At 68.8% G+C, this 12,766-nt stretch carries 12 protein-coding genes; 6 read left to right on the top strand and 6 right to left on the bottom strand.

Annotation, left to right across the window (positions count from 1 at the left end):
- Positions 1-171: 171 nt before the first annotated feature.
- Genes T333_RS03495 through T333_RS03505 form a run of 3 tightly spaced genes read left to right on the top strand, consistent with a single transcriptional unit; the run spans position 172 to position 3,373 of the window.
- Positions 172-1,332 carry a PP2C family protein-serine/threonine phosphatase gene (locus tag T333_RS03495; protein ID WP_354998992.1) on the top strand — a complete coding sequence of 387 codons (1,161 nt, stop codon included), beginning with the start codon at positions 172-174 and terminating at the stop codon, positions 1,330-1,332.
- Positions 1,329-2,933 (top strand): sensor histidine kinase, encoded by a 1,605-nt coding sequence (locus T333_RS03500; protein ID WP_496423651.1) that lies wholly within the window; start codon positions 1,329-1,331, stop codon positions 2,931-2,933. The genes T333_RS03495 and T333_RS03500 overlap by 4 nt, the downstream gene beginning before the upstream one ends.
- On the top strand, positions 2,930-3,373 hold the full coding sequence (locus T333_RS03505) for a response regulator (RefSeq protein ID WP_354998188.1): 444 nt from the start codon (positions 2,930-2,932) through the stop codon (positions 3,371-3,373). The genes T333_RS03500 and T333_RS03505 overlap by 4 nt, the downstream gene beginning before the upstream one ends.
- Before the next feature lie 60 nt (positions 3,374-3,433).
- Here the strand turns inward: T333_RS03505 and T333_RS03510 are convergent, their stop codons facing one another.
- Positions 3,434-3,796: an STAS domain-containing protein gene (locus tag T333_RS03510; RefSeq protein ID WP_354998187.1), complete on the bottom strand. Its 363-nt coding sequence runs from the start codon at positions 3,794-3,796 to the stop codon at positions 3,434-3,436.
- 258 nt (positions 3,797-4,054) lie between these two features.
- Here T333_RS03510 and T333_RS03515 point away from each other — a divergent pair, with 258 nt between their 5' ends.
- Both T333_RS03515 and T333_RS03520 read left to right on the top strand, forming a co-directional pair.
- Positions 4,055-4,474 (top strand): ATP-binding protein, encoded by a 420-nt coding sequence (locus T333_RS03515; RefSeq protein ID WP_354998186.1) that lies wholly within the window; start codon positions 4,055-4,057, stop codon positions 4,472-4,474.
- Between the two features lie 51 nt (positions 4,475-4,525).
- Entirely contained in the window at positions 4,526-5,209 is a 684-nt protein-coding gene (locus tag T333_RS03520; RefSeq protein WP_354998185.1) for a PAS and ANTAR domain-containing protein, read from the top strand.
- A gap of 49 nt (positions 5,210-5,258) precedes the next feature.
- Here the strand turns inward: T333_RS03520 and T333_RS03525 are convergent, their stop codons facing one another.
- A complete protein-coding gene (locus T333_RS03525; RefSeq protein ID WP_496423652.1) occupies positions 5,259-6,692 on the bottom strand; it encodes a lipase maturation factor family protein in 1,434 nt (477 codons plus the stop codon).
- 327 nt (positions 6,693-7,019) lie between these two features.
- Complete coding sequence (tuf, locus tag T333_RS03530; protein ID WP_496423653.1) at positions 7,020-8,201, bottom strand: elongation factor Tu; 1,182 nt, start codon at positions 8,199-8,201, stop codon at positions 7,020-7,022.
- Between the two features lie 344 nt (positions 8,202-8,545).
- On the opposite strand from tuf, the gene T333_RS03535 reads away from it, so the two are divergent.
- Positions 8,546-9,106, top strand: a complete 561-nt coding sequence (locus tag T333_RS03535; RefSeq protein WP_354998182.1) for a dihydrofolate reductase family protein — start codon at positions 8,546-8,548, stop codon at positions 9,104-9,106.
- A gap of 67 nt (positions 9,107-9,173) precedes the next feature.
- On the opposite strand, the gene T333_RS03540 is transcribed toward T333_RS03535, so the two are convergent.
- From T333_RS03540 to T333_RS03550, 3 genes are read right to left on the bottom strand one after another with little or no spacing between them, the layout of a single operon-like run.
- Positions 9,174-11,489, bottom strand: a complete 2,316-nt coding sequence (locus T333_RS03540) for a heavy metal translocating P-type ATPase (protein WP_496423654.1) — start codon at positions 11,487-11,489, stop codon at positions 9,174-9,176.
- 30 nt (positions 11,490-11,519) lie between these two features.
- Positions 11,520-12,440 carry a DUF8832 domain-containing protein gene (locus T333_RS03545; RefSeq protein ID WP_354998180.1) on the bottom strand — a complete coding sequence of 307 codons (921 nt, stop codon included), beginning with the start codon at positions 12,438-12,440 and terminating at the stop codon, positions 11,520-11,522.
- A 33-nt stretch (positions 12,441-12,473) separates the two neighbouring features.
- The gene (locus tag T333_RS03550) at positions 12,474-12,695 is read right to left on the bottom strand and encodes a heavy-metal-associated domain-containing protein (RefSeq protein ID WP_496423655.1); all 222 of its coding nucleotides are present in this window, start codon (positions 12,693-12,695) and stop codon (positions 12,474-12,476) included.
- Between the last annotated feature and the right edge of the window lie 71 nt (positions 12,696-12,766).

A 12,766-nucleotide genomic window follows, 5' to 3' on the forward strand; every position in this document is an offset into this window, starting at 1 on the left:
CAAGATCGGCTACGATCACTCCTGCCTCTCGGTCCAGCAAACGGCCGCTGAGTATGTCGGCGTGCTCCTTGGGGTAGCGCCAGTTCGTCGTGATCGGAGGCCGTGGTGTCGTTGCACACCCACGATCCTGATATCGCTGTCGACGCGGGACGGTTGGACCGGGAACCGACGATGCTGTTGGTCGAGGACGATCCTGGCGACGCCCTGCTGGTCGAAGAACTCGTCGCCGATGTCGCGCAAGGTCTGCGCCTGGAATGGGTTCGGACGCTGGCCGAGGCGGGTGAGCGGATGCGCGTCTCGGTTCCCGACTGCGTACTGCTCGATCTGCATTTGCCCGACGCCCAGGGCTTGGAGGCGCTGGCCAGGATCCGCGCGTACAACGATCAGGTCGCCGTCGTGGTGATGACGGGCCTCGACCAGGAGCGCACCGGCTTGGACGCGGTCGCCTCCGGCGCGCAGGACTATCTGGTGAAGGGCCGGGTCGAACCCGAATTGTTCGTGCGCGCAGTGCGTTACGCGATCCAGCGCAAGCACGCCGAACGCACCAGCGCGGCACTTCAGGCCAGCCAGATGCGGGCGCAGGAGAACGCCCGACTGGAGCGCGGCCTGCTGCCGACACCGCTGCTCGGGCCAGGCCGGACCGTGGACGTGGTCTCGCGGTACCGCCCCGGACGCGCGCATTCGCTGCTCGGCGGCGATTTCTACGACGTTGTCCAAGGCGAGGACGGCACGGTGCACGCCGTCATCGGCGACGTTTCCGGACATGGGCCCGATGCCGCCGCCGCCGGCGTCGCGTTGCGATTGGCTTGGCGCACACTGGTTCTCAGCGGCGTCACCGGACTGCGGCAGCTGCGTCTGCTGGAGCAGGTGCTGCTCGCCGAGCGCACCGATCGGCAGACCTTCGCGACAGCGACCAGCCTGGTCCTCGACCCGCGGACCCGCCGAGTGCACGTCTGGCGCGCCGGGCACCCCGGCATGCTGCGTCAGCGCGGCGACGAGTTGCACTGGCTCGAGGTGCCGGGCGGACCCGCCCTCGGCTTCCTGCCCGGACGCGCCCAATGGTCGAGTCACGAGGTCGATCTGCCGGACGACGCGGGCTTGATGCTGTTCACCGACGGCCTCTTCGAAGGCCACGTCGGCGCTGCCGGGCAGCGGCTGGGTGAACAGGGCCTGCTCGAACTGGCGGGCACGGTGCCCGCCGAACGAACCGAACCGTTCGTCGATGAGCTGATCCGTCGCGTCGAGGAATTGGCGAGCGCCGCAGGCGGTTTGGACGACGACGTGGCGATCTTGTATCTGCGCTGGGCAGCGGACGGGAGGCTGGACCGATGACGAGAACGACCGTCGGCAGGCTGACAGCGCAGGGTTGGTTCCAGCTCGTGCTCGCCGTGATGATCCTGGTGGTGATCGTCGGCGCGATCGCGGGCGGACAGGTCATCGCGCACACCAACCGCGTCACCGACCGTCTGCTGAGCCAGACCATGCCCGCGGCCGCCCAGGCGTACCGCCTGGAAAGCGCGCTGGTAAACCAGGAAACCGGCCTGCGCGGCTACGCCATCGCCGCCGATCCGCGCTTCCTCGAGCCGTACGACGAAGGCAAACGGGAACAGGAACGCGCCGCGGCCCGGCTGCGCGAGCTGCTCGCCGACCGGCCGGACCGGATCGCCGATCTCGAGACGGTGGAGCGAGCGGCCGCGCGGTGGCGCGACGAGTACGCCGACCCGCTCGCCGCGACCGTGACCTCCGGCACCACCCGTCCGGTCGAGACCACCGCGGCGCTGCGCGGCAAGACCATCTTCGACGAGGTGCGCGCCGCCTCCACCGCGCAGCACGACAACATCGCGGCCGAGGTCGCGCGGGGCAACGAGGAACTCGAGCGTGCCCGCACGGTGCGCAACGTCGTGCTCTCCAGCATGATCGCGGCCTTCCTGCTGACCGGAGTCGTCTTGACCGAGCTGCTTCGGCGGCTGGTCGCGCGCCCACTCGGCTACCTCACCGGTTCCTCGAAGCGGGTCGCCGACGGCGATTTCGACCATCGCATCGATGCGCACGGTCCCGCCGACCTGGCCCTCGTCGCCGAGGCCGTCGAGGACATGCGTCGCCGGATCGTCGCCGAGCTCGGCGCCTCCCGCGGGCAGCAGGCGCTGCTGGAGCAGCAGAAGGCCGACCTCGACCTGCAGGCCGAGGAGCTGCGCCGCTCGAACGCCGAGCTGGAGCAGTTCGCCTACGTCGCCTCGCACGACCTGCAGGAGCCGCTGCGCAAGGTCGCCTCGTTCTGCCAGCTGCTGGAGAAGCGCTACGGCTCGGAGCTGGACGAACGCGGCAAGCAGTACATCGACTTCGCGGTGGACGGCGCCAAGCGCATGCAGGTGCTCATCAACGACCTGCTGACCTTCTCCCGCGTCGGCCGGATCAGCGACGGCATCGAGCCGACCCGGCTCGACCAGCCGTTGCAGAAGGCGCTCACCAACCTCTCGTCGGCGATCGAGGAGAACGGCGCGACCATCGAACTGCCGGACGAGCTACCCGAGATTCTCGGTGAGCCGACCCCGCTGACGATGTTGTGGCAGAACCTCATCGGCAACGCCATCAAGTTCCGCAAGCCCGACGTACCGCCGGTCGTGCGCGTCCACTGTGAGCGCGCGGCGGAAGCGACCGAGGGCTGGCAGTTCTCGGTGACCGACAACGGCATCGGCATCGCGCCGGAATTCGCCGAGAAGGTGTTCGTCATCTTCCAGCGCCTGCACGGCCGCGACGAATACAGCGGCACCGGAATCGGATTGGCCGTCTGCAAGAAGATCGTCGAATATCACGGCGGCAGAATCTGGATCGATACCGACTATCGCGACGGCACCCGCCTCTGCTTCACCCTCCAAGCCGTCGAAACCGCGAGCACGGAGTCCAGCCCCCTCACCGAAGGAGCCAGCGCATGACCATTCCCGGCCAGCCGATCGACATCCTGCTCGTCGAGGACGATCCCGGTGACGAGTTGATGACGCGGGAGGCGTTCGAGGACAACAGGATCGGCAACACGCTGCACGTCGCGCACGACGGGCAGGAGGCGCTGGACTTCCTGTACCGGCAGGGCGACTTCACTGACGCGCCGCGACCCGATCTGATCCTGCTCGATCTGAACCTGCCGAAGTACGACGGCAGGCAGGTGCTGGAGAAGATCAAGGCCGATCCGGAGCTGACGCACATCCCGGTCGTCGTGCTGACCACCTCGGCGGCCGAGGAAGACATTCTGCGCAGCTACAAACTGCACGCCAACGCGTACGTGACCAAGCCGGTGGACCTGGACCAGTTCGTGGCCGCGATCAAGCAGATCGACGAGTTCTTCGTACAGGTCGTCCGGTTGCCGCGGCAGCGCTGAGGGCGTACCCCGGCCGTGCGCGGGCTGTAGACAAGCCTCGGCAGCGCTGACCGGGCGAGCTCAGCTCGGAGTGCTGCTCTCGTCCGCGGCGAGCGCGGCGTCCAGCGAGGGGAACACCGAGAGCAGCTCGTCGAGCGCGGTGAGTTCGATCGGGCGGCGCACCGCGTCGGAGGCGACGACGCGCAGCCGGGTCGGCTGCGCTTCGGAGGCGACGAGCAGCACGCTCAGTCCCGCCGAGCCGAGGAATCCGACCGCCAACATGTCGATGACCAGCGACTTTCCGCCGCGCTGAGCTTCTTCCAAGGCGGCTTGCAGCTGCGGCGCGGAAGCCATGTCGACCTCGCCGTGCACGGTGACGACGGCCACGTCGCCGTGTTCGCGCACCTCCACGTCGAGAACCTTGGACGCGCCCTCGCCGCTCACCGCCGGCCTCCCAGCTCGCAATTCGCCACTTTCCCACCTCTGCAGCATCGAGCCTCGTCACGCTGGGCGCGACAAGGCTGTGAGCGTCTCCCAAGTCAATTTACCCGATCGTGACTGTCGTAATCGCCGCGTCCAAATACGGAGACGGACATTACTATCGGCCACCTCATACCGGGTGATCGGGCATGCGCGGTGTGCGAATGGGTATTGCTCTGGGCGAGAAGGCAATCGACATGGACGTTGCAGGGAGGCAGCGAGGTGACCACGTCCCGCTCACTTCGGCTTCGAACGCCGCCGAGACCGTTGGAGCTGGACTTTCCGGCAACCGCCGATCGTTTGGCCCAGGTCCGGCACACTTTCCAGGACTGGCTGGAACGGTGCGGCATCGGTTCCGACCGCGCTTACGACGTGCTGCTGGCGGTCGGTGAGGCGTGCACCAACGCGGTCGAGCACGGACATCGCGGCGACGGCGGCACCGTGCGCGTGCGTGCCGCGTGCACCGGGGCCGAGCTGAATGTGACGGTCGCCGATCACGGCCGCTGGAAGCCTCCCGACCCGCAGACGCGGTCCGTGCGCGGTCGCGGGCTCGCGATCATCCGGGCAGTGATTCCCGACGTCGCTGTGACCACCGGGGAAGGTGGGACCACTGTGGCGATGCGGCTGCCGCTCACCGCGTGATTCCCCGGACATAAGCCCGCGCTTTCCGGCCATAGCCGGAATACTGGTCGTGTGATCGAGGGCAGGGAACTGAGCCCGCGTGCGATCGGCGCGCTCGGCAGTGTGATCGGCACCGAGTCGTGCGCGAACGCCGGAGAGTTCCGCTTTTTCTTCGCGGACCAGCGATGGGAGTGGTCCGACGAGGTCGCCCGCATGCACGGCTACGAGCCGGGCGCCGTGGAACCGACGACGGCGTTGCTGCTCTCGCACAAACATCCCGACGACCGCGAGCTGGTCGAATCGATGATCGCCAAGGTGGTGGACACCGCCGAACCTTTCTGCAGCAGGCATCGCATCATCGATACCGAAGGCCGGGAGCATCCGGTCATCGTCATCGGCGACTATCAGACCGACGAGAACGGCGCCGTGATCGGCACGGCCGGGTACTACATCGATCTCACCGATGCCCTCGAGGGTGAGCGCGAGGACGTCATCGAGGACGTGCTGCCCGAGCTGATCGAGTCGAGAGCGGCGATCGAACAGGCCAAAGGCGTGCTCTCGCTGGTCTACGCCGTGTCCGTCGACCAGGCCTTCGCGATCCTGCGCTGGCGCTCCCAGCACACCAACACCAAGCTCCGCGACCTCGCGCAGCAATTGGTGCTCGACGCGCGGAACATCGACGCCGACCTGGCAGGTCTGCGCACGCGGTTCGATCACGTACTGCTGACCGCGCACGAGCGGGTCGTGCCGGAATAGGCTTGCCTCCGCCTTCGCTGCGGGCGTCGGCCTGCGTCGGCAGGACTGATCAGGCGAAGCCGCGGGCTTGGTGCAGGGTCAGCGGTGGGAGGTACTCGTCGACGAGTTCGCGGCGCCAGCAGGTGTGGTCGCGTCGGAGTTCGCGCAGGCTGGTGTAGCGGTATTCGTACAGCCGGGCGCGGATATAGCGGGGCGGGTCGTCGGGGAACGGGCAGCGGCGCAGCAGACGCAACGTCGCGGGGTCGTTCTGGAGCAGTCGCACGACGAAGGGGAGCAGCCAGGATCGGGCGTAGCGCGGCGAGATGGCGGCGAACCACATCAGCCAGTCCAGCCGCAGGTGGTAGGGCGCGAACTGGCGGGGCCAGCGGCGCGGGTCACCGGGTTTGCCCTTGAATTCGTATTCGCGCCACACCGTTTCGTCGGAGATCGAGGCGTCGGCGGTGCCTTCGATCACCACCTCGTTGCGCACCCGATCGATGCTTCCGAAGGCGCCGTAGGTGTTGACCAGGTGATACGGGTTGAACGAGGTGTTCATGCGCTGGTTCTTGGAGAGCAAGTTGCGCACCGGCCAGTAGCTGAGGCCGATGGTCACCACGGTCAGGGCTATCACCGCGCCCGCGAACCACAGCGGCGGCTCGGACAACGCGGGCGCGCCGGGCAGCGGGCCGAAGACGCGCGCGTCCAGTGCCGTGACCGCGAGCAGGATCGTCAGCCAGTTCAGCCAGGCGAAGTTGCCGGAGAGCACCAGCCACAGCTGCGTCACGATGACGAGTCCCGCGGCGATGCTCGCCACCGGCTGCGGCGTGAACAGCCCGAACGGCACCACGAGCTGGGCGAAGTGATTGGCCGCCACCTCCGCCCGGTGCAGCGGCCGAGGCAGGTGGTGGAAGAACCAGCTGAGCGGGCCGGGCATCGGCTGGGTCTCGTGGTGGTAGTAGAGGCAGGTCAGATCGCGCCAGCACGGGTCACCGCGTAGCTTGATCAGCCCCGCGCCGAACTCCACCCGGAACAGCAGCCAGCGGGCGAGCAGCAGAACCAGCAGCGGCGGCGCGACGGTGTCGTTGCCGAGGAAGATCGCCAGAAAGCCCGTCTCCAGCAGCAGCGACTCCCAGCCGAAGTAGTACCAGGCCTGGCCGATGTTGACGATCGACAGATACAGCGCCCACAGCACCGTCCACAGCGCCATGGCCGCCCACAGCGGCACCACATCTCCGAGCCCCGCGACCATCGCCGCCGAGAGCGCCACTCCCGCCCACGCCACACCCGCGAAGAACCGATCCGAATAGTGCAGGTGGAACAGGCTCGGCGAGCGCCGCGGCGAGACCCGTCGCAGGAACCGCGGCGCGGGCAGCATCCCGTGCTCGCCGATCAGCGCACGAAACTGCAACGCCGCTCCGAGGAAGGCGAGCAGGTACACAACGGCCAAGCCACGCTGAAAGATCAGCCTGGCCTGCCAGTATTCGGGCGCCGTGAACCACTCCATGCCCGCAGCTCCTCGGACGGTGGGCGTCCATGGTGCTTCCGTACTACCCAACCGCCCAGCACGGAAACGCCCCGCAGCCGCCTTGGCTGCCCCGGTGGCACAGACGGTGTGGACGCTTCACATAGGCACCGGCTGTGTGAAGCGTCCACACGCTGTGTGGCCCCGCCAATCGCAGGCCGCCGCAGGCGCTTCGACCAGCCGTTGGCAGTGCCGCGAACGCTTTGGCTGTCCCGGTCGCACAAACTGTGTGGACGCCTCACATAGGTACCGCCTGTGTGAGGCGTCCACATGCTGTGTGGTCCCCGCCAACCGCTCGCTGGCCCGGGGTCAGGTGACGGTGAGGACCGTGCCCGCGCCGACCGTGCGGCCGCCCTCGCGGATGGCGAAGCCGAGGTTCGGCTCCAGCGGGAGCGCTCGGCCGAGCTCGACGGTGAGCTCGACCGTGTCGCCCGGGTGGGCGAGCGCGGTGTCGGCGGGCAGCGTGACGTCGCCGACCACGTCGCCGGTGCGCACGTAGAACTGCGGCCGGTAACCGGTGGCGATCGGGGTGCGCCTGCCGCCCTCGGCCGTACCGAGCAGGTACACGCGCGCGGTGAAGCGGGTGCGCACCGCGATGCTGCCCGGCGCGGCGACCACCTGGCCGCGGCGGACCTGACCGCGCTGCACGCCGCGCAGCAGCAGCGCGACGTTGTCGCCCGCCTCGGCGAACTCCATGGTCCGGCCGAAGGTTTCGACGCCGGTCACGACCGTCGTCAACGCCTCACCGCCGAGACCGAGCAGCTCCACCCGGTCGCCGAGCCGGACCTGGCCGCGCTCGATCGCCCCCGTGACGACCGTCCCGCGACCGGTGATCGTGAGGACGTTCTCCACCGGAAGCAGGAACGGCGCGTCGGTGTAGCGGACCGGTATCGGCACGTGCGCGTCCACCGCGTCGAGCAGGTCGAGCAGCGCCGCCGTCCAGCGCTCGTCGCCCGCCAGCGCGCGCAGCCCCGAGACTCGCACGATCGGCGCGGTGTCGCCCGGGTAACCCTGGGCGGTGAGCAGCTCGCGGATCTCCAGCTCGATCAGCTCGAGCAGTTCCGGGTCGCCCGCGTCGGCCTTGTTCAGCGCCACCACGATGTGCTCGACGCCGACCTGCCTGGCGAGCAGCACGTGCTCGGCGGTCTGCGGCATCACGCCGTCCTGCGCGGAGACCACCAGGATCGCGCCGTCCAGCTGGGACGCGCCGGTGATCATGTTCTTCACGAAGTCGGCGTGGCCCGGCATGTCGACGTGCGCGTAATGCCGTGTGGCGGTCTCGTATTCGACGTGCGCGATATTGATCGTGATGCCGCGCATCGCCTCCTCGGGGGCCCGGTCGATCCGGTCGAACGGCACGAACGCGCCGCCACCCCGCTCGGCGAGCACCTTGGTGATCGCGGCGGTCAGCGTGGTCTTGCCATGGTCGACGTGCCCCATGGTGCCGATGTTCAGGTGCGGCTTGGTGCGGACATAGGTTTGCTTCGACATGTGTGTTCCTTGGTTCCCGGGCGAGCGCCCGAATGTCACGGGGGGACCTCTTCGACGGGGGCACCTTCCCCGTCGGAGATCCCGGGACATCCCGGGGAAGGTCAGCGTCGGGCGCCGTCGAACAGCGCGGCCACTGCCGCCGCTGCCAGGGCAGCCGCCATCGCGCCCGCGACCGCGGACTCCAGAACGATGGCGAGCCGGAACATGTCGAGCAGAGTACGGCTGCGGCGGGCCGCACGGCGAGCGATTTTTCTTGCGATGAGTTTCGCGGCCGTGCGCCGTCTGTATGTGTGAGATGCTCCGGACGTTCCGGGCACACAGCAACACATAAGCGAGGTCATGAAATGGGCAAGGTCGTTGTCTCCGAATTCGTTTCGGCCGATGGCATCATCGAGAACCCGGCGTGGACGTTCCCGTTCTGGAACGACAGCATCGCGAACTTCAAGAGCCGCGAGGTGTTCGACGCGGACGCGCTGCTGCTCGGTCGCACGACCTACGAGGGCTTCGCCGCGTCCTGGCCGGAGCACCCGGAGGAGGGCGAGTACAAGGACCGGATGAACAGCATGCCCAAGCACGTCGCCACCACCTCGCTCACCGAGCTGGCGTGGAACGCGACCCGCATCGAGGGCGATGTCGCCGAGGGCGTTGCCAAGCTGCGCGCCGAGCACGATCTGCTGGTCTTCGGCAGCGGCGCGCTGATCAACACGCTGCGCGCCAATCACCTCGTCGACGAGTACCGGCTGGTGATCTACCCGGTGCTGCTCGGCAAGGGCCAGCGGCTGTTCGAACCCGTCGACGCCGAGGACACCATGGAGCTGGCCGCCTCGGAGGTCCTGGACAATGGCGTGATCCTGGCGACCTACAAGGTCACCGCCCACAGCGTCGTGCGCCCCTCCTTCGACTGATTTCCGCGCGAAAAGGCGGGACGGCCATGTGGGGTGCCGTCCCGCCCTCTCTGTTTGTTGTCGCGCCCTACAGCGCCGTGGAGCGAAAACCGCGCAGCCGCAGGCTGTTGCTGACGACGAACACCGAGGAGAACGCCATCGCCGCACCGGCGAGCATCGGGTTCAGCAGCCCCGCCATGGCCAGCGGGATCGCGGCCACGTTGTAGGCGAAAGCCCAGAACAGATTGCCCTTGATGGTGCCGAGTGTCTTGCGGGACAACCGGATCGCGTCCGCCGCGGCGCGCAGGTCGCCGCGCACCAGGGTCAGGTCGCTCGCCTCGATGGCGACGTCGGTGCCGGTGCCCATGGCGAGTCCGAGATCGGCCTTGGCGAGCGCCGCGGCGTCGTTGACACCGTCACCGACCATCGCGACCACCTTGCCCTCGGACTGCAACCGCTCGACGGTGGCCACCTTGTCCTGCGGCAGCACCTCGGCGATGACCTCCTCGATGCCGACCTGATCGGCGATGGCCCGTGCCGCGGCCTTGTTGTCGCCGGTCAGCATGATCGGGGTCAAGCCGAGCGCCTTCAGCTGCGAGACCGCCTCGGCCGAGGTCGCTTTCACCGCGTCGGCGACCACCAGCACGCCGCGCGCCTTGCCGTCCCAGCCGACCGCGACGGGGGTCTTGCCCTCCGACTCCGCCGCGTGCCAGGCCCGCTCCAGCTCGGCGTCCAGGTGCTGCGACCAGTCGGCGAGCAACCGGGCCCGCCCGACGATCACCGCGTGCCCGTCGACCACGCCCTGCACGCCGAGGCCCTCGATGTTGGCGAAGCCTTCGACCGCCGCCAGCTCGCCGACCTTCTCGCGGGCGCCCTTGGCGATCGCCTGCGCGATCGGGTGCTCCGACGAATCCTCCAGCGCGCCAGCCAAACTCAGCACTCGATCGGTGTCTTCGCCGTCGGCGGCGAGCACGTCGAGCAGGGTCATCTTGCCGGTGGTGACGGTGCCGGTCTTGTCCAGCACCACGGTGTCCACCCTGCGGGTCGACTCCAGCACCTCGGGGCCCTTGATCAGGATGCCCAGCTGCGCACCGCGTCCGGTGCCGACCATCAGCGCGGTCGGTGTGGCCAATCCGAGGGCGCACGGGCAGGCGATGATCAGCACCGCGACCGCCGCGGTGAACGCCGCCGCCACGGAACCGCCGGTGCCGAGCCAGAATCCGAGCGTCGCGACCGCGAGCGCGATCACCACCGGCACGAAGATTCCGGAGATCTGGTCGGCCAGCCGCTGAACCTGCGCCTTGCCGTTCTGCGCGTCCTCGACCAGCTGCGCCATCTGCGCGAGCTGGGTGTCGGCGCCGATCCGGGTGGCGCGCACCACGATCCGTCCGCCGACGTTGACCGTCGCGCCGACGACGGCGTCGTCCGTGGCCACCTCGACCGGCACCGATTCACCGGTCAGCATCGACGCGTCGACCGCCGAGGAACCTTCCACGATCACGCCGTCGGTGGCGATCTTCTCGCCGGGGCGGACCACGAATTCGTCGCCGACACCGAGTTGTTCGATCGGAATCCGCTGCTCCACGCGGTCTCCATTGCCGCGAGGCCCTCCGTGGTCACGCTCACTGCCTCCGTGCCCGTCACTCGCGCCGGGACGCAGCACCGAGACTTCCTTCGCGCCGAGCTGGAGCAGAGCGCGCAGCGCCGCGCCCGCCCGCCGCTTCGACCTCGCCTCGAAGAAGCGCCCGGCCAGGATGAACGTGGTGACGCCCGCCGCGGCCTCCAGGTAGATGTTGCCGGTGCCGTCCATCCGGGAGATGGTGAACTCGAACGGGTGGGTCATGCCCGGCGTGCCCGCGGTGCCCCAGAACAGCGCGTAGAGCGACCAGCCCAGCGCGGCCAGGGTGCCCATCGAGACCAGGGTGTCCATGGTGGCGGTGCCGTGGCGCAGGTTGGTCCACGCCGCACGGTGGAACGGCAGCGCGCCCCAGATCACCACCGGCGCGGCCAGCGTCAGCGAGAGCCACTGCCAGTTGGTGAACTGCAACGCGGGGATCATCGCCATGGCGATCACCGGAACGGTCGACACCAGCGAGACGAGCAGCCTGGTCCGCAGGGCGGCGGTCGGATCCGCCTCGGCCGACTCTTCGGTCTTCTCCTCGGCCGGTGGTGCGGGCAGGGCGGCGGTGTAGCCCGCCTGCTCGACGGTGGCGATCAGGTCCTCGGGGGAGACGTCACCGGTGAAATCGACCCGCGCCTTCTCGGTCGCGTAGTTGACGGTGGCGGTGACGCCGTCCAGCTTGTTCAGCTTCTTCTCGATGCGGTTGGCGCAGGATGCGCAGGTCATGCCGCCGATCACCAATTCGACCTGGCCGGTGGCCGGTGATTGCGTCGCGGTCGTCATCGGTCTTCCTTTCTTTGCGGCATGTGGTGATCAGTGGCCGTGGCCTGGCTCGCCATGGCCGGTCTGCGCGTTGCCCGACGGTACCGAGAGCGTGAACTCGGCCGTGCGGACGACCCCTTCGTGCTGGAAGTCGAGGAACAGGCGGTAGTCGCCTGCCGTCGGCGCGGTCACGAAGAAGGTGACGCCGGGACCCGCCGTGGTGACGCCGTCGCCCGGGTGGCCTTCGGGGTGAACGTGGAGGTAGGCCAGGTCGGCGGCACGCAGCGCGACCAAGTGGCCGTAGGCGCCGAGGTAGGGCTGGAGGTCCGTGACGGGCTTGCCGCCCCTGCTCACCGAGAGCGTGACCTTCGAGGCCTGGCCGGGAATGACCGCACCATCCAGGGTAACGGTGTAGTCGCCCAGCGCCGTGGTGGTGGCGGGTGCGGGCAGCGGCCGCGGGTCGTAGGCGCCCGCGACGCGGAGGTCGGCGCCGAGCGTGCGGTTCGTGCCGCCCTCGGGGGTGAAGTCGGCGAACACGCGGTAATCACCCGCGCGGGTGAGGTCGAGCGGGACGCTCCAGGTTCCGTTGCCGTCCAGCGCCGGGTGCACGTGCTGGAAGGCGGTCATGTCACGGCGGACCACGATCAGGTGCAGGTCCTTGTCGTGGCTGCGGACGTAGCGGGTGACCGGTGCGCCCTGTCGATCCAGGATGCGGAAACGCAGCGTCGAGTTCGGCGCCGCGGTGGTCTGCGCGGTGTCCAGGCTCAGGGTGTAGCCGTCGGCGGTGGCCAGTAGGCCGCCGGGCAGCTCCTCGGCGCCGGGCCCGCTGTCGGTGGCGGGCCCGGTCCCGTGTGTGTCGTGTGCGGCGGGCTCGGTGGGTTCCGGGCCGATCGCGGCTCCGGTCGCGAGAGCGATGACGAAGACCGCCGCGAGTCCGAGGGTGAAGCCGGTGAACTTGGTCGTGGCGTTCATCGGGGCTCCCTTTCCGGGTCGTAGTGCTGGGGATCAGTCGGCGAGCTGGAAGCCCGCGCGGTCGATCGCGGCGGCGATGGTGGCGCGATCGAGCTGGGCTGGTCCCGACACGGTCACCGTCGCGCCGTCCAGGTCCACGCTCACCGCGGTAACGCCGGGGAGTGCGCCGACCTTGTCGCGGACCTTGCCGACACAGCAGCCACAGGTCATACCGGTGACGGCGTAGGTGGCTGTGGCGGGTGCGGTGGTGCTCATGTCTGTCTCCTCGTTGCTTCGACGGCTTCCTCCGTCGGCGTCGTTTTTACCATACCCCCCTAGGGTACTTT

The sequence above is a fragment of the Nocardia sp. CNS-044 genome, from assembly GCF_059570515.1.